20 protein-coding genes are annotated in these 20,420 nt (G+C 61.6%); 3 read left to right on the forward strand and 17 right to left on the reverse strand.

Annotation, left to right across the window (positions count from 1 at the left end; genetic code table 11):
* Positions 1-111: 111 nt before the first annotated feature.
* Positions 112-1,422: an ABC transporter substrate-binding protein gene (locus ASH01S_RS12020; RefSeq protein WP_067928599.1), complete on the reverse strand. Its 1,311-nt coding sequence runs from the start codon at positions 1,420-1,422 to the stop codon at positions 112-114.
* Positions 1,423-1,623: 201 nt separating this feature from the next.
* On the opposite strand from ASH01S_RS12020, the gene ASH01S_RS12025 reads away from it, so the two are divergent.
* Positions 1,624-2,115: a MogA/MoaB family molybdenum cofactor biosynthesis protein gene (locus ASH01S_RS12025; RefSeq protein WP_067928524.1), complete on the forward strand. Its 492-nt coding sequence runs from the start codon at positions 1,624-1,626 to the stop codon at positions 2,113-2,115.
* A 134-nt stretch (positions 2,116-2,249) separates the two neighbouring features.
* On the opposite strand, the gene ASH01S_RS12030 is transcribed toward ASH01S_RS12025, so the two are convergent.
* The 5 genes from ASH01S_RS12030 to ASH01S_RS12050 form a co-directional block, all read right to left on the reverse strand.
* A complete protein-coding gene (locus ASH01S_RS12030) occupies positions 2,250-2,729 on the reverse strand; it encodes an NUDIX hydrolase (RefSeq protein WP_067928527.1) in 480 nt (159 codons plus the stop codon).
* A gap of 13 nt (positions 2,730-2,742) precedes the next feature.
* Positions 2,743-3,498: an alpha/beta hydrolase gene (locus ASH01S_RS12035; protein WP_067928529.1), complete on the reverse strand. Its 756-nt coding sequence runs from the start codon at positions 3,496-3,498 to the stop codon at positions 2,743-2,745.
* A gap of 311 nt (positions 3,499-3,809) precedes the next feature.
* Positions 3,810-5,420 carry an APC family permease gene (locus ASH01S_RS12040; protein WP_067928533.1) on the reverse strand — a complete coding sequence of 537 codons (1,611 nt, stop codon included), beginning with the start codon at positions 5,418-5,420 and terminating at the stop codon, positions 3,810-3,812.
* Between the two features lie 241 nt (positions 5,421-5,661).
* Positions 5,662-5,910: a YkuS family protein gene (locus ASH01S_RS12045; RefSeq protein WP_067928537.1), complete on the reverse strand. Its 249-nt coding sequence runs from the start codon at positions 5,908-5,910 to the stop codon at positions 5,662-5,664.
* A gap of 55 nt (positions 5,911-5,965) precedes the next feature.
* Positions 5,966-6,592: a biotin transporter BioY gene (locus ASH01S_RS12050; RefSeq protein WP_067928540.1), complete on the reverse strand. Its 627-nt coding sequence runs from the start codon at positions 6,590-6,592 to the stop codon at positions 5,966-5,968.
* Positions 6,593-6,683: 91 nt separating this feature from the next.
* On the opposite strand from ASH01S_RS12050, the gene ASH01S_RS12055 reads away from it, so the two are divergent.
* Together ASH01S_RS12055 and ASH01S_RS12060 are read left to right on the forward strand one after the other, a co-directional pair.
* Positions 6,684-7,670 carry an ATP-binding cassette domain-containing protein gene (locus tag ASH01S_RS12055; protein WP_067928543.1) on the forward strand — a complete coding sequence of 329 codons (987 nt, stop codon included), beginning with the start codon at positions 6,684-6,686 and terminating at the stop codon, positions 7,668-7,670.
* Positions 7,640-9,439: an ATP-binding cassette domain-containing protein gene (locus ASH01S_RS12060; protein WP_067928545.1), complete on the forward strand. Its 1,800-nt coding sequence runs from the start codon at positions 7,640-7,642 to the stop codon at positions 9,437-9,439. The genes ASH01S_RS12055 and ASH01S_RS12060 overlap by 31 nt, the downstream gene beginning before the upstream one ends.
* On the opposite strand, the gene ASH01S_RS12065 is transcribed toward ASH01S_RS12060, so the two are convergent.
* The 11 genes from ASH01S_RS12065 to ASH01S_RS12115 form a co-directional block, all read right to left on the reverse strand.
* Complete coding sequence (locus tag ASH01S_RS12065) at positions 9,420-9,545, reverse strand: 4a-hydroxytetrahydrobiopterin dehydratase (RefSeq protein ID WP_083517100.1); 126 nt, start codon at positions 9,543-9,545, stop codon at positions 9,420-9,422. The two genes, ASH01S_RS12060 and ASH01S_RS12065, sit on opposite strands and share 20 nt — an antisense overlap.
* A gap of 75 nt (positions 9,546-9,620) precedes the next feature.
* Positions 9,621-10,607 carry an NAD(P)H-quinone oxidoreductase gene (locus ASH01S_RS12070; RefSeq protein ID WP_067928548.1) on the reverse strand — a complete coding sequence of 329 codons (987 nt, stop codon included), beginning with the start codon at positions 10,605-10,607 and terminating at the stop codon, positions 9,621-9,623.
* A 78-nt stretch (positions 10,608-10,685) separates the two neighbouring features.
* On the reverse strand, positions 10,686-12,374 hold the full coding sequence (locus ASH01S_RS12075) for a fatty acyl-CoA synthetase (RefSeq protein ID WP_083517101.1): 1,689 nt from the start codon (positions 12,372-12,374) through the stop codon (positions 10,686-10,688).
* 246 nt (positions 12,375-12,620) lie between these two features.
* On the reverse strand, positions 12,621-13,265 hold the full coding sequence (locus tag ASH01S_RS12080; protein ID WP_067928552.1) for an NUDIX hydrolase: 645 nt from the start codon (positions 13,263-13,265) through the stop codon (positions 12,621-12,623).
* 65 nt (positions 13,266-13,330) lie between these two features.
* Positions 13,331-14,065: an OmpA family protein gene (locus tag ASH01S_RS12085; protein WP_245629050.1), complete on the reverse strand. Its 735-nt coding sequence runs from the start codon at positions 14,063-14,065 to the stop codon at positions 13,331-13,333.
* Positions 14,066-14,096: 31 nt separating this feature from the next.
* Positions 14,097-14,903 (reverse strand): flagellar motor protein, encoded by an 807-nt coding sequence (locus ASH01S_RS12090; protein WP_067928555.1) that lies wholly within the window; start codon positions 14,901-14,903, stop codon positions 14,097-14,099.
* Between the two features lie 141 nt (positions 14,904-15,044).
* Positions 15,045-16,367 (reverse strand): PDZ domain-containing protein, encoded by a 1,323-nt coding sequence (locus ASH01S_RS12095; RefSeq protein WP_157067121.1) that lies wholly within the window; start codon positions 16,365-16,367, stop codon positions 15,045-15,047.
* An 86-nt stretch (positions 16,368-16,453) separates the two neighbouring features.
* Positions 16,454-17,350, reverse strand: coding sequence for a permease-like cell division protein FtsX (gene ftsX, locus ASH01S_RS12100; protein WP_217996324.1), 897 nt, complete (start codon positions 17,348-17,350; stop codon positions 16,454-16,456).
* Entirely contained in the window at positions 17,340-18,026 is a 687-nt protein-coding gene (gene ftsE, locus ASH01S_RS12105) for a cell division ATP-binding protein FtsE (RefSeq protein ID WP_067928559.1), read from the reverse strand. Before ftsE ends, ftsX begins: the two co-directional genes overlap by 11 nt.
* A 174-nt stretch (positions 18,027-18,200) precedes the next feature.
* On the reverse strand, positions 18,201-18,944 hold the full coding sequence (locus ASH01S_RS12110) for a response regulator transcription factor (protein ID WP_067928562.1): 744 nt from the start codon (positions 18,942-18,944) through the stop codon (positions 18,201-18,203).
* Positions 18,945-19,005: 61 nt separating this feature from the next.
* Positions 19,006-19,977, reverse strand: coding sequence for a hypothetical protein (locus ASH01S_RS12115; RefSeq protein WP_169794232.1), 972 nt, complete (start codon positions 19,975-19,977; stop codon positions 19,006-19,008).
* Positions 19,978-20,420: the final 443 nt, after the last annotated feature.

Here is a 20,420-nt window from a genome sequence, read left to right on the forward strand (position 1 = left end):
CCTGGCAGAAAGCGGGCCAGGCAAACGAAAAGTCCGCCTGGCCGCCGAGCTTTTTGGATTCCAGCCGCCATCGGTCGGAGACCGTGGCAGTCCTCACGTCCGGTTGATGAGTTACACGGGCGGGTTTTGCTGAAATGCGGACTGCAGCTGCTGGATGCAAGTATCGATGTCGCCTGTGTTGACGAACTGGTTGATGGCCTTGTTGGCCGCGTCCAGGAACCCTGGCGAGGCGGCGGCACCGTGGGCGAGGCTAGGCGTCAACTGGTCTTTCTTAAAGTCGGTCATGGCCTGCTGGCTGTACACGTCGTACTTGCTCTTGTCCGCGTCGATGCGGGCTGGAATGGAGCCCTTCAGCGGGTTGAACACGTCCTGGCCCGGGACAGACCCGAGCACCTTCAGCCAATCCTTGGTGCCCTCAGGGTGTTTGACCCCCTTGGGCAGGCCGAAGCAGTCGACGATGACCATAAAGTCGTGTTCGGTACCGGGCGTGGTGGTCCAACCAAAGTCAACATTGGGCTTGAGGTGCAGGTCGCTGGTGAAGTAGCCTTTGGCCCAGTCGCCCATCACATTCATGGCCGCCGTGCCTTTGGCCACCATCTGAGAAGCGTCCTGCCAGACCTTGGCCGCGTGGTCGGAGTTCACATCGGACATCAGGGCCTTCAGCGTCTGGAGCGACTGTTTGACGCGCGGATCGTCAAACGAGATCTGACCCTGCCACAATTTGTCGTAATCCTGCGCCCCGAGTTGCCCGAGTAGAATGTCCTCCCAGAGCATCGTCGTTTCCCACTGGTCCTTGTCACCCAGGGCCAGCGGGGTGATGTTGTGCTGTTTCAGCACCTTGGCGTCCTGAATCACGTCGTTCCACGTCTTGGGCGGGGTCAGGTGATACTTGTCAAAAATTTTCTTGTTGTACCACAACACGTTGCCGCGGTGCACATCGACCGGCACGGCGTACTTGTGCCCATCGTGGCTGACCATGTCAATCAGCTGTTTGGGGAACTTGCTGTTCCAGCCTTCTTGCTGGTACAGGCTGTCGAGCGGCTCCATCTTGCCGGCGTCCACCCAAGACAGCAGCTCCTGCCCGACGTGCACCTGGAAGGTATCGGGTGGGTTGTTGTTCTGCATGCGGTTGGCCAGGACCGCCTTCGCGTTCGATCCGGCGCCGCCCGCGACGGCTGAGTTGATCACGGTGTAGCCGGGATAGTCCTTCTTGAACAGTTTGATGAGCGCTTTCAAGCCGTCCGACTCGCCAGCCCCTGTCCACCAGCTGAAGATCTCCACTTGTTTGGCACCGCCGTTGCTCACCCGGTTCGCCGTGTTGCCGGATGCGTTGCTGCTCGTGTTGTTGCTGGACGCACTGCCGCAGGCGGTGACCGCCAGCGCCACCGCGACAACAGATGAGGCGGCCAAAACGCGACGCATCTTCACGACATTACCCCCTCGTCATGGCGCTTGGTATCTGGACTGCTCGTGTTATGGATACGTGCGCTTACATTCGGAACATGAACATGGGTATTCTCTATGGTTTGTCGTTGTAATACACTATGCCTGAGCAAGCCCAGATAGAATGAGGCCGCGCGGTTCAAGCGGGCGCCCAAAGGAGAGCGGAAGGATGGGGAATACATGGACAGGTATACGGCAGCGGTGCTGACCGCCAGCGATGGGGTCGCAGCCGGGACACGCCAGGACAAAAGCGGAGACACGCTGCAGAGACTGTTGGAAGAGGCGGGGTTTACCGTCGTGGAACGGACGGCGGTTGCCGACGACCAGGCCCGTTTGGCGGCGGTTCTTGGGCGCTGGGCGGGCGATGCGCGGATTCACCTGGTGCTGACCACCGGGGGTACAGGTGCCGGGCCGCGTGACGTGACACCTGAAGCGACGCGTCAGGTCATCGACAAAGAACTGCCCGGCGTCGCCGAGGCGATGCGCAGCGAGAGCCTGCGGCACACACCGTTTGCCATGACCTCGCGCCAGGCGGCGGGGATTGCCGGAGACACGGTCATCATCAACCTGCCGGGGAGCGAGAAGGCGGTCCGGGAGTGCTTCGCCGTGATTCGGCCGGTTCTGCGCCACCTGGTGGATTTGGTCTGCGGCCATACGGCGCACGGCGCCTGAGCGGCCGCCGCAGAGCCTCGGCGGTTGTTACCCGCCACCTGGGGGCCGCCTCGCTGCCTCCCTCCCGAGGGGCATTAGGCCCGGACATTCGCTGTGAAGTCGCCCGGACAATACCAAGGCTCCACCGCTGGGGGCTATCCGTTCAGGTGCTGCCGCAGCCAGCGCGCCCGTTCCACATAGGCTCGCTGGTCTTCGTTGACCTGGCAGAACTCATCCGGGTGCATCCAACGCCGCTCGGCGATTTCGGCACTGGCGGCGAAGGGAGACTGCTTAACGAGTGACGCCAGGAGCACCACGTCGAAGGTATACACCGCAGGTTCCGCTTCGACAATCCACTCGGGCCGAATGTCGCAACACGCCTCCTCGCGCACCTCGCGGGCGGCGGTTTCGTAGACCGACTCACCCCGTTCCATCAGACCGCCAGGCAGGCGCCAGGACGGCTGACCGTATGTGTGGCGAAGCGTCAAAAGCCGATCCGCCCCATCAAACACCACGGCGGCCACGCCGATGGGATACTGCCCCTTGACCAGCCGGACCACCGGATTGGTCATCCACCGCGGCGCGTGGGCGTAGGTCTGCACCACAGCCCGCTGCCAAAACCCTGGACGAGCCATGCTCGGCCCCCTTTTATGCAAGAAACCCACGGATTGCGGCGAGCACTTCGTTCTCCCACGCGTGCCCGTCAAAGGTGTGGTTGGCGTCCGGTACGATGTGGATGGAGGCGCAATCACCGTACGCAAGATCGCGGTATTGCTCCGAAACCTGATACGGCACCGTTTCGTCCTTCTCGCCGTGAATCAGCAGCACCGGTCCTCGGTAGCGCGCGGCCCGCGGGAACACCTCCAATCCCCTCAGATCATCGGCAAACGCGCGACCGACCAAGTTGCCAGCGTGATCGAACACCTCGGCATCCGGCTGGACCGCTTGGCTCGACTCGATGGAACGGACGATGCCGGGCATGTTGCCGGCTGGCGCCATGAGAATCAGGCGCCACACGTCGTCCGGCCGGTCCCCGGCCACCAGACTGGCCACGAGGCCGCCCATGCTCAATCCGAGCAGCACCACGCGCCTGGCATCCACCTTCGGATGCTGTTTGACCCAATCGACCATCCTGTGCGCGTCCGCCATCTCGGTGGAAAGGGTCATGTCCTCGAAGTTGCCGTCGCTCTCGCCGCTGCCCATAAAGTCAAAGCGGAAACTGGCGTAGCCGATGTCCTCCAGCATGCGGGAAATCTTCAGGAACATGCGGTGCGGTTCCAACCGGTTTCCGGTAAACCCATGAAACAACAGGACCGCCGGGTATGTCTCCGCCGCTTGGTCGGGGATGTGCTCCATCCCGCGCAGGGTCGCGCCGTGACTGACCAGTTCGACAGCTCGCTGCATCGGTTCGTCTCCTTCACCTGAGTCGTGAGTCGGCCTTCACAGGCCGCGGTTGATTCGCCCTCTCTCATCATTATGCCGAAATCGGGAATGCATGCAAAAGGTGTCATGTCTCGCTTCGAACATGACACGGCGGCTCGGGGTCCTCGCACTGGCTTGGTGCCGATACACCAACGCGCGCCCGCCCCGGGGGCTTTCCATGGGGCCATATCCATGTTTTGCAGCGAGAGCGCCCGGACATCCAGGCGCTCTGCACAATCAGTCCCCTTTTTTCAGTCAAACTGCCTGGCGGCGATTTCACCGCCGTAGAGGCATTACGCCTCAGCTCTCTCCGAGACCGCTTCGGCGTCTTCAAAGCCAGCACGGTTGAGCGTCTCCGCATCTTGCAGGTATTCGTTCGCCCAGCCGCTCTTAACGCCCCAGAAGTAGAAAATGAGCGACGACGCCGCGACCACCAGCATGTCCCACCCGTACGGGATGACGTTGTGGCCACCGAATTTCGTGCTGCCGAGCGAGGACAAGAGTGCCATCCATCCCAGGTACACGAGCAGCCAGATGCCGGCCTTCAGGTGCCGGGTGAAGCCGCGGAAGCCGCCCTTTGCCTGGTAGTAGAAGTAGATGGGCAGGCCCATCAGCATGATGATGATCACCTTGCCGGTCAGCGGCCAGCGCGCCCAGTAGAGAATCAGCGACGCGAGCATGAACGCCAGCGGCGCAATCACCTGCAGCCCCTGGATGCGCGACGGACGGTGCAGGTTAGGCGCCGTGCGGCGCAGCACCATGACCGTAATCGGTCCGGTCACGTACGAGATGATTGTGGCCACCGAGATCACGTCGGCCATTGACCCCCAGCCCCGGAACAGCACCAGAAACACGTACGCCACCAGCAGATTCAGCCACATCGCCGGCCGCGGCACGCCAAAGCGCGGATGGATACGGCCGAGCACCTTCGGGAAGTAGCCGTTCTTCTCCATGCCGTAGACCATGCGCGCAGTCGAAGCGGTGTAGGTGATGCCGGTTCCAGACGGCGATACGAACGCGTCCGCAAACAGGATGATAGCCAACCAGTTCAGGTTGATGGCCAGCGCCAGATCCGCAAACGGCGAGTTCAGCACCACGTTGTTCCATCCGTGCAGCAGGCTGTGCCCCGGTACAGCGCCGATGTAGGCTATCTCAAGACCGACGTAAATCAGGCCCGCAATCAGGATAGATCCAATCACCGCGAGCGGCACGGCCCGCGCCGGGTTTTTCGCCTCACCGGCCAGGTTGATGGGGCTCTGGAAGCCGTTGAACGCAAACACCACACCCGACGTGGCGACCGCAGTCAGCACCGCCGACCAACCGAACGGGGCAAACCCGCCATGCTGGTGGAAGTTCCCGGCATGGAAACCGGCGACAATCAAGCCAATGAAGGTCAGCGTCGGCACAATGAACTTAAACACCGTAATGAACGTATTGGCGCGAGCAAACAGTTTGACCGTCCAATAGTTCAACAGGAAGTAAATGAAGACCAGCACCGCGGCAAAGAACAACCCCAAGGGCTGCAGTGTATGTCCGTTGTACAAGGACTGCGCCCACGCCCATGGCCAGGAACTCATGTACTGAACCGAGGCCTCGGCCTCAATCGGGATCACCGAGACAATCGCAATCCAGTTTGCCCATCCGGCAATGTATCCGACCAGTGAGCCATGCGAATACTGGGCATAGCGGACCATTCCACCGGCCTCTGGAAACATGGAGCCCAATTCCACGAACGTCAGACCAATGAACATAATGACGATGGCTCCGATAATCCACGCGAACACAGACGCCGGGCCGGCCACATTGGCCGCCTTCCAGGCGCCGAACAGCCAGCCGGATCCGATAATCGATCCAAGCCCCGTCATCATCAGGGCAAATGCGCCTACATTGCGTTTGTATCCCATAGACTCTTTCACCCCTTTACTGTGCATGAAACGCTTTCAACGCCATGAATCAGAGCAGAAAGGTCGCATATCCTACTATACACAATACCTCAAGCAAATTAAAAGCTTATATGACAAGAAATTATTGGATGGTATAATTTTGGAAAATAACTGATTGGACTGAGAATGCAGTCTGGGTCTGCATACGAAAAGGCGGCCGAGCGGCCGCCCTAAAAACCCTGATGTACTTGGTTGCGCACAGTCACTGCAAGTAGCCCTTGACCCGCTGGTACACCTGTTCAGGGGACAGTCCTTCTGCAGAGACAATCGGCACGTCCGCCACGATGTCCTGCATCCCCATCAGGTTGTTGTCTCCGCCAGTCACCACCATGACCGAAGCCCCGGCCGGTGTGCTCTCGGCGGCGTTCTCCAGGTCCACCACCGGGCAGCCTTGCGCCTCAAGGTACCGCTTCACGTTACCGAGGCCCTGTTCCACGGCCACCGCCTTCATATTCGTCCCCCCTCGCCAATAGCTACAGGCTCAAGGTATCCGAACCGCCGCTCGGTTATGCATCCCCCGCCTCGAGCGAGACCACCTGCGATGCCGCGCCGATGGTCAGCCGCTGCGGCGGATACACCGTGTAGACAGCCCGCGCGATGACCGCCGTGGCCGCCGCTTTCAGGGCATCGCCCGGCAGGTATGGGTAGCAGCCCGCCACCATCGCCTTGCCGAAGGTCAAGTGCAGCGTGTGCATCAGCCAAGGAATCGCGAGCACATAATCCAGCCACGATCCGCACACCTCGACGACGACAAACAGCCCGACGAGCGACACGACGCCGCGCCACGCCCCGCTGCCGCGGCCTCCGCTCTGTGCCTGTGCGAGGGCGCCAATCACGAACGCGCAGACCGGCCACATCCAGATGTATCCACCCGTCGGCCCCAGGATGACCCCCATGCCGCCTGAGTTGTGCAGCATAGGCAACCCCAGCGCTGTCAACACCAGCACCAGCAGCATGCTGAAAAACCCGTACCAGGGGCCGAGAATCGCCCCAGCCAACATGACCGCCATGTTTTCCAGCGTTATCGGCACCGGAGATCCCGGAATGTGAATGCTCGCGTAGCTCATGACGACCAACAGCGCCGCAAACAGGGCGGAAAAGACCACTCCCCGCACCGTCAGGCGAAACTGCATGCCCATCCCTCCAACCTGCTTGGTTTGTAAACTCCATGATGATATCATGTTTACAATTGGATTCTAGCACAACCATGGGAGGATGCAATGAGTGGACGCATTGGGGGCTGTCATCCAACTCGAGCAGGTGGACGTCCTGTTTCACACCGATGCGGGTCCCAAGCCGGTACTCCGCCAGATCCATTTGGCCGTCTCTCGCGGGCAATGGCTCTCGGTCGTCGGCCCAAACGGCAGCGGCAAGAGCACGCTGGCCCGCGTATTGGCTGGCCGCCTGCCGGTATCGAGGGGGCGTGCCGAATTGCTGATCGACGGGCAGCGGGTCCCGCTCAGCCGACGGGCGGAGGCGGATGCGCGGACAGAACGACGGGCGGATCGACACGCGGATACACAGCGCAGCCGCCCGCCCGCGCCGGCACCCAGCACATCCTTGGCCGCGGCCGTTCCCGGCGCTGTGGTGCAGCTGGTTGGACAGAACCCGGACGCGCAGTTGGTGGGGGAAACGGTGGCCGAGGACGTCGCCTTTGGACTGGAGAATCTCGCCCTGCCGCCGCAGGAAGTCGCCCGCCGCGCGCGCGCCGCCATTTGCCAGGTGGGGCTCTCCGGTCTCGAAGACCGGCCAATTGCCACCCTGTCGGGCGGGCAAAAGCAACTGGTGGCCGTCGCCGGCGTACTGGCTGTACAGCCGCGGGTGGTGGTGTTTGACGAAGCCACCTCCATGCTCGATCCGTCCTCCCGCCGCAACCTTCTCGCGGTCGCGCGGCGGCTGCGGCAAACGGGGATCGCCGTTGTCTGGGTTACGCAGTGGCTGGATGAGCTGGCCTACAGTGACGCGGTGCTCGCCTTGCGGGACGGTCAGGTGGTGTACCACGGCAGCCCGCAAGGATTCTTCTACAGTGATGACGCACGTGGTGGCGCATCCGCGTCGTGCTGCCGGCGCCTCGGCTTGACACCGCCCCCAGCCGTCGCGGTAGCTCTGCGGCTGCGGGCGGCCGGATGGCCCATCGGTCAGCCGCTGTGCGCGGAGGCGTTGATGCAGGAGGTGGTTGGGTGCCCATCGTCGTCCGCCAACTGGATGTGACGACACCGTCGACAAACCGGCCGCTCATCAAAGGCGTTGACCTACACATTCCAGACGGACGTGTGACGCTCCTGGTGGGCCGCAGCGGCGCCGGCAAGTCGACGCTGCTTGGCGCGCTGGCCGGGCTGACGCCCCCAACCCGCGGGGAGATCATCTGCGATGGGGAGCCGCTCTGGCGCGCTGGCCGCATCCACGCGGCGGTGCAACGGCGGCTGAGCCTCGTCCTGCAGTCTCCGGAGGAATACCTGTTTGCGCCCAGTGTGCTCGGTGAGTTTCGCTATTCCCTGAAGCCACTGCAGCTCCCGCGCGAACAGGAGCAGCGGCGGATAACGGAGGCGATGGCCCAGGTGGGGCTGGACGCGGCGCTGCTTTCTGCCTCCCCGCTCACCCTGTCCGGTGGGCAAAAGCGGCGCGTGGCGCTGGCCACCGCGATGGCCGTTCAGCCGGACTGGCTCCTGCTCGATGAGCCGACGGCCGGACTCGATCCAGCCGCCACCGCCGCCTTCTGCCGCTGGCTGCGCGATTGGGGGAAAGGGAGGACGTCGGGCGGCGTGATTGTGGCCACACACGACCTGGACGCCCTGCTGCCGCTGGCGGATGGGGTGATTGTGCTGTGTGACGGGAAGGTGCGCTTTTCCGGCGGCGCGGCGTCGCTGCTGGACCGGCCGCAGATTCTGGCGGAAGCCGGGATGGAAGGTTGCGAGCTGGTGCGGATTGCCCGCTTTGTCAAACAAGTGGCAGGAGACCTGCCGACGCCCTCGACAGCGGACAACCTGGCCGCCTCCCTGCTGCAGTGGCGAAGCAGGGCTCCGGTGGCAAGCGCGGACAGTCCCGGCCCGCAGCTTATGCCACAGGCCCTGGACTCACCCTCGGCGCGGGTGGCCCCGACAGCGCCCGCCGGTGCGCCGCCGAATGGTTCTGAGCCAAGTGAGGCGACAGCCGATGCGGCGCCGCCGGTCAATCCCGCCGCTCCGCGGGCGGCATGGCGCGGCGCCGCCCACCGCTTGGATGTGCGGGCCAAATGGGCGTGCTGCCTGATGCTCTCGGCCGCGCTGCTGATGCAGAGCCATGCCGCCGGTTACGCTTTGGCCACCCTGCTGACGGCGGGGGTGCTGCTCGTCTCCGACGTCCCGCGCCAGCAGCTGTGGCGCCTCCTGAAGCCATTGGTCGTCCTCCTGCTGGTCTCCGGGCTGCTTTCCGGCCTGCGCTGGGACAGCGTCACGGGCGACGCCTGGCCGGCCGGGGTGGCGCACTGGGGATGGCTAGGGTTTGCGCCGCAGCAGGCGCTGGCTACACTGGCGCAAACGTACCGTTTCCTGTTGCTGGCGGCGGTGGGTGTTGTACTGCCCGTCACCACGCCCGCGCTGCAGATGCGACGCGGCATCGAACGGATGCTGCGGCCACTCGCGCGCATAGGGTTCCCGAGTCAAGCGGTGTCCCTGGCCGCTTCGCTCATCCTGCGCTTCATCCCGGTCCTGTTGGACGAGTTGAACCGCTTCGCGCGGATTGCCCGCGCCCGCGGGCGCGCCCATCCCCGCCGCGGCGGCCTGCGGCTGCGCGACCTGCCGGCGGTCATCATCCCGCTGCTCCTGTCCGTCCTGCGCCTGGCCGACGAGTTCTCAGAAGCCCTGGAGATGCGCGGGTATCGCCTCGGCGAGCGGCGGACCGAAACGTCCCCCCTCGTCTGGCGCCCGACGGACACCGCCAGCGTGGTGGTGGTCGGCGCGTGCAGCCTAGTATTGATAGGCCTCAGCCTTTGGACGCCGTGAGCGCCCCGTAAATCCCGTCGACCTTCGCCGCCTCATCGAAATCGGCTGCGGTCAGACCGCCCGCGTGCCAGGAGGTGAGGCGCAAGGTGACCTTCTTATAATCCATGGCAATGAACGGATTTCCTCCTCACTCAGCAGATGGACAGCGTTTCTCCCCTTCGTAGCCAGGCCTTGTCGCCCGCTATGAATCGACCCTGAGCACAATCTTGCCCGTGTTGCGGTTTTCCTCCATATATCGGTGGGCCGCCACGACGTCTGTCCAAGGAAAAACCGTATCCACCACCGGCCGTAAACGGGCACTCGCGAAGCGTTCCTCCGCAAAGAACCAAAACGCTTGCGTTAGGCGCATTTTTTCGGCGACCGGGCGAGATCGCAAGGCGGTGCCGATGATTTGCAGCCGGCGGCCGAGCAGGTAGCCCAGGTCCACCTCATCCACCTTGACGCCGCCCATGGTGCCAATGACCACCAGACGTCCGTCCATCGCCAGAGAACGCAGATTGTCGTGGAAATACGGCGCCCCGACGAAGTCCAGGACGATGTCGACGCCCTGGCCGGCCGTCTGCTCGGCCACAAACGGCGCAAACGATCCGTCATGGTAGTTCCATCCGGCCTCCGCCCCTAGCTCCAGGCAGCGTGCAATTTTCTCCGTCGATCCGGCCGTCACCCAGGATCGGCCGCCCGCTTCGCGCACCAGCTGGATGGCGGCGGTCCCGACGCCGCTGGCGCCGGCGTGGATGAGCACCCGGTCATGCGCGGCAAACCGGGCCAGCCAGAACAGGTTGAGGTAGGCGGTCAGGAACACCTCCGGGATGGCCGCGGCCTGCTCAAAGCTCAGATTGGGCGGAATGCGCATCGCCATGCCCGCCGGAATGACGGCGTACTGTGCGTATCCGCCCCCTGGCAACAGGGCGCATACGCGGTCGCCAATCCTCCAGCCGCTTGTCCCGGCGCCCACCTCGGCCACCTCCCCAGCGATCTCGAGCCCGAGGATGTCCGAGGCTCCCGGTGGAGGCGGGTAATGACCCCGCCGTTGCAACAGATCGGCGCGGTTGAGCGCCGTCGCCCGCACTCGCACCAACAGCTCACCCGGGCCCAGCCGCGGGGCGGGCGCCTCGCCGATGAATAAGACGTCCGGATCGCCAAAGCCGGACATGAGCACCGCTTTCACGCGTATACCCTTCCTTTCTCACGCATCATCCAAGTCTATGATACCACCACGACTCGCATGCCGAACGTGGCAACGCAGTCAGACGGTGTCGGCCGGCGGTGCAGCCGTCCCCGGCTCGGACGCGGCGGACGCCGCCGTGTCGACGCCCGCCTGCAGGGCCAGGTCCCGATAGCGAACCCGCAGCTCTCGCTTCAGGATTTTCCCGCTCGGATTTTTCGGGAGCGTATCGGTGAACACCACGTATTTCGGCACTTTGAAGGGAGCCAGCCGACGGCGGCAGAACGACAACACCTCGTCCGCGTCGGCCGCAGCCCCCGAGCGCGGAACGAGCACCGCCGTGACCGCTTCCCCCCAATACGGATGCGGCACCCCTATCACCGCCGCTTCCTGGACATCGGAGTGCTGGTACAACACCTCCTCCACCTCCAGACTGCTGACGTTCTCGCCGCCGGTCTTCACCATGTCCTTCTTCCGGTCGACAACCGTGAGGAAGCCGTCCGCATCAAAGAAGCCGAGATCCCCGGTGTGGAACCAACCGTACGCGAAGGCGGCCTCCGTCCGCGGCTCATCTGCGTAGTAGCCGAGCATCACGTGTGGAGAACGGTGAACGATTTCGCCGAGTTCTCCCGGCGACAACAGGTGCCCCTCCTCATCCATGATGGCGGTCTCCATGTTGAGGCACGGGCGGCCCACGCTGCCCGGTTTGATCCGCTGTTCCTCCGGGCGCAGGACGGTCGCGAACGGAGCTACCTCGGTCTGCCCGTACGTGTTCCAGATGCGCACTTGGGGCAACTCACGGGCAGCGGACTCCATCACCTCCATCGGTGTGGCAGCCGCGCCGAAGTAGCACTTGCGCAGGGCGGTCAGGTCGGTGTGCGAGTAATCGGGATGGTTGGTCATGGCTATCCATACCGTCGGCGGGCAAAAAAACTGCGTGACCCGCGCCTCTTGGAGGGTGCGCAACAGGCGCCCCGGTTCCGGACTGTCGAGGATAACCCCGGTGGAACCGATGTAGATGGACGGACCAAGAAAAGCATGCAACTGGGCGCTGTGGAAGAACGGCATCGCGTGCACCAACACGTCATCCGGCTGAAACTCGAAGTCGACGATACAACTGACGTACTCCCAGATCAGGTTCTGGTGCGTCAACATGACGCCCTTGGGGCGGGATTCGGTGCCGCTGGTGTAGAGAATGTGCGCCACGTCCGTGTCGGCAAGCTCCACGTCCAGTTCCTCGCGCGGCTGTCCGACGGAAAGCTGAGCCAGCGTCGTCCACCCCGGTACCGTTTCGTCACTGTCGATGACAATCCGCAGGAAAGACGCTTGGGCGGCTTTCCCTGCAGAGGCATGGCGTACGCCGTCTGCCGTCGATGCTGGCGGCCACGCGGCCAGCACGTCCTCCGCCACCCGGAGACGATTGGGTGTGACGAACAGGGCCTTGGGTCGGCAATGATTGAGGATGTACAGAATGTCGGACTGTTCGAACATGAAGTTGATGGGAACGAGGATGGCGCCGGTGCGAGCCACCGCGAAGTGGACGATGACGAAGTCGAGGCAATTGGTGGCCAGAATGGCCACCCTGTCCCCTTTGCGCACCCCATGGGTCAGCAGGGCATGGGCGAGTTGGTTGGCCCGCTCGTCCAGCTCACCGTACGAGATGCATTCATTCCGCCACATGAGGGCCCGCTTGTGCGGGTGACGCATGCGGCTGCGACGCAGCGTGTCGCCCAGGGTTTGGCGGCGCCAGGGTGCACTGGCTTGGGTCATCACAGATCCCCCCTTTTCCAGACAAGCGAAATCCTACATTTTCATTTGGGAATTCTGAACTTGTTGAGCAAGCGTTGAGCAAACGCATACATGAGCCATGGACATGCCTGTTGGAGCTTCGACATTTCCTGAGAAATACCGTGCCCGCGTGTCGTCGGCTGTCTGTCGCAAGCTGTCGGCCACCCCTCGGACAAGACGCGGCCGGTCTCGTCGCGCGAGCCGCAACGAGCGGCCGGTCCAGGGACCTCACACCTCCAACAGTTGCAGGACATGCTGCAGGATCCGGGCGGTCATGCCCCAAATGACACGTCCGTCCACCTCATAAAACATCTGCGTGGCCACCATCCTGCGCCACCGATGGTCGCGGCCGCCGGAGATGAGGTGAAAAGGGAAGTCGTCAGCCGGCGCGGGCTGCAAAAACAGCTCGTAGACGCGTGGCTGCACCGCCCATAGGCGAGCGAGGGGCACGATGAATAGCTCAGCCACCTCGGAAGGGTTGGGAGCTACTCGGCTCATGTCCAGGATGCGACCCAGAAACGGATGCACCTGCAGGCCAGACCAAGTGATGAGCACATCGAGATCGGCCAAGACCTGCAGGTTATCCTGTGACGTCTGCAGTTCTTCGCACGTTTCGCGCAGCGCAGTGGCGCGCAAATCAGCGTCCGTCGGCTCGAAGTGTCCGCCCGGGAACGCGACCTCCCCCGAATGACGGCGCAGGGATGTCGATCGTTGTTCAAACAACAATCCCCACTCGCCGCCCTCCAGCTGCACGAGCGGCACCAGGACGGCCGACACCTGTGCGGCAGCGCCCTGGGTCATGATGCCAGCCCGGCGCGGCGCCAGTATGGAACGAATATGTTGAAGCCAGGAGTCACCACGTGGAATGTTCATGACTCTACGCTACGTCAGCGCGACGCCTTCGTCAATCCACGGCGATGAAAAGATCACTGTCCAGGTCAATCGTCCTCGTTCTTCAGAATGACGATGTTGACGCGCCGATTCTTCTGCCGGTTGGCGTCTGAGTTGTTGGGAGCGACTGGGTGGTAGGGCCCATACCCGGTACCGGCCAGCCGCTGCGGCTGGATGCCGTTGTCGGCGAAAAAGTGCACGACGCCGATGGCCCGCGCGGCCGACAGCTCCCAGTTGCTCGGAAACTGCGAATTATGGATGGGCCGGTTGTCGGTGTACCCTTCGACCACGATATTGTTGTCCACCTGTTTCAGAAACGGAACCAACGCCTTCAACGTACGCTTTGCGTGCGGCGTCAGTGTAGCCTTGCCGGTCGGAAACAGAACGGCGTCGGGAAAGGTCACCTGCACCCCGCGCACGGTGTTCAAAACCAGCACCATGTTTTGTAGGTGATGCGATTGAATGTAGTCGCGAATCTGCTCGTACAGCTGATTGAGGGCTTGGTCTTGCTGACTGCCCACAGACCCGTGCGAGGTTGTGGTCGCCTTGGCCGGTGCTACCAGGTGATGACCCGTGTCGGTTGGATTCGCCGACTGAATGAGCGAGCTTTTGCCCGATCCGGTCAGCATATCGTGGCTCTGGTGCAAGGCCTGCGCCAAGGATTGCTCCAATGTGTAGAACTTGACCTGGTTCACCTTCGACATGGCGTACATGATGACGAAAAAGATCATCAACAGGGTGATGAGGTCCGAGTACGTGATCAACCACCGCTCGTTGGACACGTGGCCTCCGTGCCGATGGGACGACCTTCTGCTACGCCTCGACGGTCTCGCCATCGACCTCACCCACCTTGTCCGCTCTCTTGTCTGACCTCTGGTGCGGAGACAGGAACGCTTTCAGTTTTTGCCGCAGGATATTGGGATTCTCACCCGCTTGGATGGAGAGAATGCCTTCCAGTGTCATCTCGCGCAAAAGCGCCTCTTCCGCGCTCCGCCGTCTCAGTTTGCTGGCTATCGGAAGCCAGAGGATGTTGGCACTGGCGACACCGTAGAGTGTGGCCGTAAACGCGGTGGCAATTTCCGGTCCCAGCTTGTTGACATTCTGCAAGCTGCTTAGGACGTGAACCAACCCCATCACGGTGCCGATGATGCCCATGGTTGGGGCGTACCCGCCTGCGGTTTCGAACAGACCTGCGGCAGCCGCGTGCCGTTCTTCCACATAGTCAAGCTCGGTCTCCAGCATGGACTTTACGAGCTCTGGATCCACCCCGTCGACCACCAGCTGCAGCCCACGCCGCAGGAAGTCATCATCGAAGTCTTCCAACCGCTCGTCCAACGCCAGAATCCCCTCGCGCCTGGCGATGGTGGCCAGCTCTGCCAACTCCTCAATCAACTGCAGGGGATTGGAACGGCGTTGAAAGAAGGCAATCTTCAGTTGTTTGCCCACACCCATGAATTGCCGCAGGGATACGGAGGTTAAGGTGGCCCCGATGGTGCCGCCGAAGACAATCAGGGCGGCGGGCGCCTGCGCCAATGCGGAAAGAGTGCCCCCGTCCGCGACAAACGACAAAATCAGGCTGCCAATGGCAAGAACGAGACCAAACAGCGTTGCAATATCCATCACCGATACCCCCATGTGCGCTGCAGCCCGACCTTGCCAAGCGTCCGGAAAAACATCCGCTCCTCTCTTTCTCTGTTCCAGAGCCCAAATCACGAACGCCTGTTACGGCTGCACGGACCCAACGATGCCCGTCTCGCACGTTTACGTTTGGTGAGGCGGCGCCGAGTCGACGTCCACAAATACGTTCTCGTACGAATTTCCGGACATCCGGGCTTTCAGATACAGCGTTTGAAACAGCCCGACACGGCGCCGCCGGTAACTGGGCACCCCCGGGACATCGGGGGCCAGTATCAACCCCAGTTTGGCCCTCTCCCCACTGAACACCGGTTTCCCGACCAGCCGCATCTCGCCACGCGCGTCATAGACCTGCAGCTTCGCGTAGGCCGGGTTTTGGTCGAGCGCGAAGTGCAGGTCGTAGCTGGTCTGAACCGGAACCTGATTGATGTGCGTGATGATCTCGCCCGGCTTCAGCCCCATGGTGTCGGCCAAGGAACCGGGTACCACAGCCAGCAACTTGACACCGTCCGGAACCGGGGCGTAGAGCGGATCGGCCAGAAGCTCTCGCCAGTGCACATGCCAAGTGGCAGCCTCCTGACCCAACAGAGCAATCACCACGCCAGCCCACGCCCAGGTCGGACCCAGGTGGACGACAGCCCACGCGTCAGCAGCCAACAACACGCCGCAAACCGCGTCATAGGCGGCTCGGATGCTCGCTGCCCTCTGCGGTGTGAGTGCCGCATACAGGCCGCTTTGCCCGAGCACGAGAGGTATACCGGCCAGCGTCGCCCCCGCTGCGCCCAGCCCGCCGAGTAACGGCCAAGGCCACGGTGTATGTATGAGCGGATGGCCGCCCGGAGCCACCCAGAGCACGGGTACGACGAAGGCCAGTTGGCTCGTCCACGCGCCAATCGCCCGCCCCCTTTTGCTCTGGACGAAGGCAGGCGCGACGGAGCGGTAGCGCCCGGAAAGCAACAGGCCCGCCTCCAGGAGCAAACACAGCGCAGCCGCTGCCAGCCACGAGCCAACCGGTTGGTGCGCCAAATGCAGCCACGTCCGACGCAACCACAACGGCCCGGACGGACCGGGCAGCACGAGCAACACGCGACTCAGGGCGACGAGGATGGCAATGGCGTACGCGCTGGCGCACAGGCGCAGACGGATGCAGGCGAGCAGGATGCTCAGCACCACCACCGCGCCAACGCCCCAGACGTCTAAGGTTAAGCCTAACGCGACGCTGACGGCGCTGGCAATCAGCCCGGCGATGAACGCGGATGCCCAGCGCAACCCGACAGAGCGCCAGGCACGCGTCAGGCGGAAGCCGAAAAACCCACGCTCCTGGCGACTGGTGCAATACGTCTCTGCAAACATGAGAGCCGTGCCCAGGTAGAGGAGCGGGTTTTCCAGCAACATGCGCGCCCCGTCCCACAAAGCGTTTACGATTTGCCATCCATCATAGGCACCCACAACGAAGACTCCCTTTTCCATCCGGCAAGCTGGCTTCCACGGACCCTACACATGTGATTCGATGCAACTGCCCACGCTCCTGCTTGTCATACGCGCAAGAACTTGCGGATGGACATGATGCCGCCCCAGAGGCCAATCAGGAGTCCTATGCCAAACATAATGACCGCCAGTTTTCCCAATAACGCACCCGGCTGCAGCAGGGGGAACGTCAGCGCGATGAAGCTGCCGTTCAGATGGGAGAAGATCTGACGGTAGACCACCCAGATGGCGGCAAACGGGACCACGGCCCCAATGGCGCCAATCAGCATCCCTTCCACCAGGAACGGCCAACGAATAAACCAGTTTGTAGCGCCCACCAGTTTCATGATTTCAATCTCACGGCGGCGGTTGAAGATGGCAATCTTGATGGTGTTGGAAATGAGGAACATCGCCATCAGGATGAGGGCCACCACGAACACCAGCCCGATGTTGCGCACCGTATCCATGAAACGGTAGAACTTGTCCACATACGATTTGCCGTCGAGCACCGTCTCGACGTTGCGCATGCCTTGAATCTTGTTGCTGATGGCCACCGTTTGCCGCGGGTCTTGCGCCTTGACCACCAACTTGACGGGTATGGTCTGGTTTTTCGGCAATCCATCGAGCACGTTCTTATACTGGCTGCCCAACGAGTCCTGCAGCTGCTTGAAGCCTTCCTCGTGGGTCACCAGGTGGACCGATTCCACCCCGTGAATCTGTTTGACAGCTGCGGCCGTCTGCGCCCCCTCACTGTCCGAAACCTGCGGCTTGAGAAAGACCGAAATCTCCAACTGCCCGGAGACATAGTTCGACATCTGCTGCGCGTTCATGGCCAGCACCAACGTGGATCCCAGAATCAGCAGGGTCACGGCCACAGCGCTGATGGATGCGAACGACATCCAGCCGTTGCGGATGAGACTCTTGCTGCCTTCGCGGAGGTGCCGCCCAATGCTGCTAATCCTCATATTCGTACAGTCCCTTTTGCTCGTCTCGGGCGATCCGCCCTTCTTCAATGGCAATGACACGCTTGCGCATCGTGTTGACAATGTCCCGGTTGTGCGTCGCCATCACGACGGTGGTACCTCGGTCATTAATGCGCTGAAACAGCTTCATAATGCCCCAGGAAGTGTCGGGGTCTAGATTGCCGGTCGGCTCGTCGGCGATGATGACGCTGGGGTTATTGACGAGCGCCCGCGCCACGGCCACCCGCTGCTGCTCCCCGCCAGAAAGCTGGGTGGGCAACACATCCGCCTTGTCCTCCAGCCCGACCCACGCGAGGGCTTCCGGGACGCGCCTGCGGATGTGCCGCTGCGGGGCCCCAATCACCTCCAAGGCAAACGCCACGTTCTCGTACGCGGTCAGCTTCGGCAACAACTTGAAGTCCTGAAACACCACACCAATGTGCCGCCTCAATAGAGGGATCTTCCGATGGCGCAGCCGTTCGATGTTAAACCCGTTCACAAAGATCTGCCCCTTGGTCGGCCGCTCCTCACGGTACATCAGCTTGATGAAGGTCGATTTCCCAGCGCCGCTGGGCCCGACCACATAGACAAATTCACCTTTCTTGATATTTATCGTGATGCCGCTGAGCGCCATCGTCCCATTCGGGTATTGCTTCCAGACGTCCTGCATCTCAATCACTCAGGCATCGCTCCTCGCAGAAGGGTCAGATCACTCGACGAGAATCGTGGATGATTGACAACCGGGTGCAATCCGGCTCCATTCATCGCGCGAGACCACGAGCGTTTACCCGCCGCGCCTTACCAGTTCGACACCGTGCGCCAAAAATCCTGTCGGGAATTGCTGTAAAGAAATTCAATGGAGGCGTGTGAAGCCGGAGCGGATGGACCAGAGCACCGCCTGCGTGCGGTCGTTCACACCAAGCTTGCGGATCAACGTGGACCACATGCCACGCACCGTCTTTTCCGTCACACCAAACACTTCGGCAATCGCCCGGTTGTTCAGTCCGTCGGTGGCCAGCTGCAGGAGCATCTGCTCCCGCTCATTCAAAGGTACGTCAATTTCTGCTGTGAACACGGCCTGATCCGGCCGTCGAATCTCAGCCAAGACCAACGGGGTCAGGTGAGTCTGGATGTACGCCTTCCCTTCCAGCACCGTGTTCACCGCCTGCTCCAGCACTTCGACCGGCGCCGTTTGAAACAGGTATGCGTCGGCGCCCCAGCGAAACGCCTGCACAATCACCGCCGCGTCGTCGGTCTCCGGAATCAGGTGGACGACCGCCAACTGCTGCCGCAATTGTCGAAGTTCGGCCATCAACCGCGGCGTCGTACGCGCGTTTGGCGTGATATCGGTGATGAGGATATCCATCAACTCGTCTTCCGGGCCTCGCAGCCCATGCAGGAGGTCTTCCAGGCCGTGAAACGAGTTCCCGGATTCAAAGTTCGGTCGCTGGGAAAACAGGGACCTCACGGCGACATCAAACAGCGGATGGGTCATCAAAGTGTGAACGCGCACGCGGACCTTCGAAAAAACCGGCGCAGAGGCTGTAGACCCTTGACGGGTGTGTGGGAGGGGTGGATGTCGCAGCAGGTAGTTCATGTCATCCTCCTTCAGGTTCCATCTCGCCAGTTGATTGTGAGAAAGGATGCGATACCAGCACTTATACCATCATCTGAGCGCGGAAAGATTCTACCACGCGCGGATCGTAGAGATGGTAGCGACTGGCTTCCAATTCTTGCATGGCCTCGTCATGGGATAGTCCATACAGTTCCATGAGCTCCACGTAATCCAGCGACAAGCCGAGACACTCCGCCATCAACCGGTCTTCGTCGGTCAAGCCCGAGACGTCCGCGCCTTTACGGCAGGCCGGAATCAGATAGCGATAGTTTTCGCTGTGCGGATACGCCTCAAGCAGGCGCACACCAAGCTGCCCAATCTCAGGAATGGAAGAGCGGTCGCTGAGAATCGAGACAGCTTCCTCGTCGTTCGATGTCATGACGGTCAGCCCTAGGTACACGAGCCGTCCCGCCACCTGCAACCGCCGTATATCATCCCACGCTGCGTCCGGCACGATCCGCTCGTACAACTGTGCCGCCAGGTTGGCCTCATACCGCGGCACATAGGACAGCCTCGGGAACATGGTCTCGAAGCTATCGATGAGGCTCAACTCATCCAGAAACTGGTGCCAGAGCGGCCAATCAAAGGTGTCTTCGGGAATGACGATGTCACGCTGGCTGACCCAAGAATCGAAATCGCGGACCTTGAGCCACTCATTCCAGTAACAAGCCTGGCCCAAGTAAATTTCAGCCTTCTCAACACATCTTTTGCTCAAATCGGTTTGTCCAGCATAATGTGCAAATAATCCTATGAGATACAAGCTATCGGCCAACTTGACGTTCTCATTCGCCATCGAGTTGCCCCAAACATTGCGATAAAGTTCAGACGTATAGCGAATCGCCTCCATGGGACGTTCCAGAAACAGGTGCATACGTGCGATGCCTTGATAGGGCTCCGGCAGCGGCTCTACATCAGCCGCCTTGAGATAATAGTTCAGGGACGTCGCATAATCCTCCAATGCTTCGGACGCGCACCCGGCATTGTAATATAGGAGACCCTCAACTACCTTTCTCAATCCAAGATCAGGAACCCTCGAAGCGAGGTCCAGTGCCCTGGGTATTTCAATCAGGACCTTCTCATATAACTCTGCCCTGATCAACGAGTAAATGTAAGAATTAAGTAACACTGACGACTCATACGGGATCTTTTCCGATACAAGCTGCAGAACCGAGTGACAAACCCGTAGGGCGACATCCTCGTGTCCTTCATATCCCAACGCATGAGCAAGGTTCGCCGTACTTTTTAACTTGATCCCGATGTATCCTTCGTCATCAGCGAATTGGTCGAGAAGGGAGATGGCTTCTTCATAATAGGGCCTGGCTGCATGCAGACTCTTCAGTCTTGATACAGCGGCTCCTGTAGAGTTTAGAAACGTGGCACGTGCAACAGAATTTTTCGCGTGAACAGCTTGTGTTTGGCAAATGTCTATGGCCGCGTAATAATTTCCAATGGCGAAAT

It is taken from the genome of Alicyclobacillus shizuokensis NBRC 103103, assembly GCF_001552255.1.
GTDB lineage: Bacteria > Bacillota > Bacilli > Alicyclobacillales > Alicyclobacillaceae > Alicyclobacillus_G > Alicyclobacillus_G shizuokensis.

Bases quoted from the DNA above. Each gene is read 5' to 3' on its own strand.
- ASH01S_RS12020 (WP_067928599.1), bottom strand. From the start codon at position 1,422: ATGCGTCGCGTTTTGGCCGCCTCATCTGTTGTCGCGGTGGCGCTGGCG.
- ASH01S_RS12025 (WP_067928524.1), top strand. From the start codon at position 1,624: ATGGACAGGTATACGGCAGCGGTGCTGACCGCCAGCGATGGGGTCGCA.
- ASH01S_RS12030 (WP_067928527.1), bottom strand. From the start codon at position 2,729: ATGGCTCGTCCAGGGTTTTGGCAGCGGGCTGTGGTGCAGACCTACGCC.
- ASH01S_RS12035 (WP_067928529.1), bottom strand. From the start codon at position 3,498: ATGCAGCGAGCTGTCGAACTGGTCAGTCACGGCGCGACCCTGCGCGGG.
- ASH01S_RS12040 (WP_067928533.1), bottom strand. From the start codon at position 5,420: ATGGGATACAAACGCAATGTAGGCGCATTTGCCCTGATGATGACGGGG.
- ASH01S_RS12045 (WP_067928537.1), bottom strand. From the start codon at position 5,910: ATGAAGGCGGTGGCCGTGGAACAGGGCCTCGGTAACGTGAAGCGGTAC.
- ASH01S_RS12050 (WP_067928540.1), bottom strand. From the start codon at position 6,592: ATGCAGTTTCGCCTGACGGTGCGGGGAGTGGTCTTTTCCGCCCTGTTT.
- ASH01S_RS12065 (WP_083517100.1), bottom strand. From the start codon at position 9,545: ATGGATTATAAGAAGGTCACCTTGCGCCTCACCTCCTGGCACGCGGGC.
- ASH01S_RS12075 (WP_083517101.1), bottom strand. From the start codon at position 12,374: ATGACCCAAGCCAGTGCACCCTGGCGCCGCCAAACCCTGGGCGACACG.
- ASH01S_RS12080 (WP_067928552.1), bottom strand. From the start codon at position 13,265: ATGAACATTCCACGTGGTGACTCCTGGCTTCAACATATTCGTTCCATA.
- ASH01S_RS12090 (WP_067928555.1), bottom strand. From the start codon at position 14,903: ATGGATATTGCAACGCTGTTTGGTCTCGTTCTTGCCATTGGCAGCCTG.
- ftsX (WP_217996324.1), bottom strand. From the start codon at position 17,350: ATGAGGATTAGCAGCATTGGGCGGCACCTCCGCGAAGGCAGCAAGAGT.
- ASH01S_RS12110 (WP_067928562.1), bottom strand. From the start codon at position 18,944: ATGAACTACCTGCTGCGACATCCACCCCTCCCACACACCCGTCAAGGG.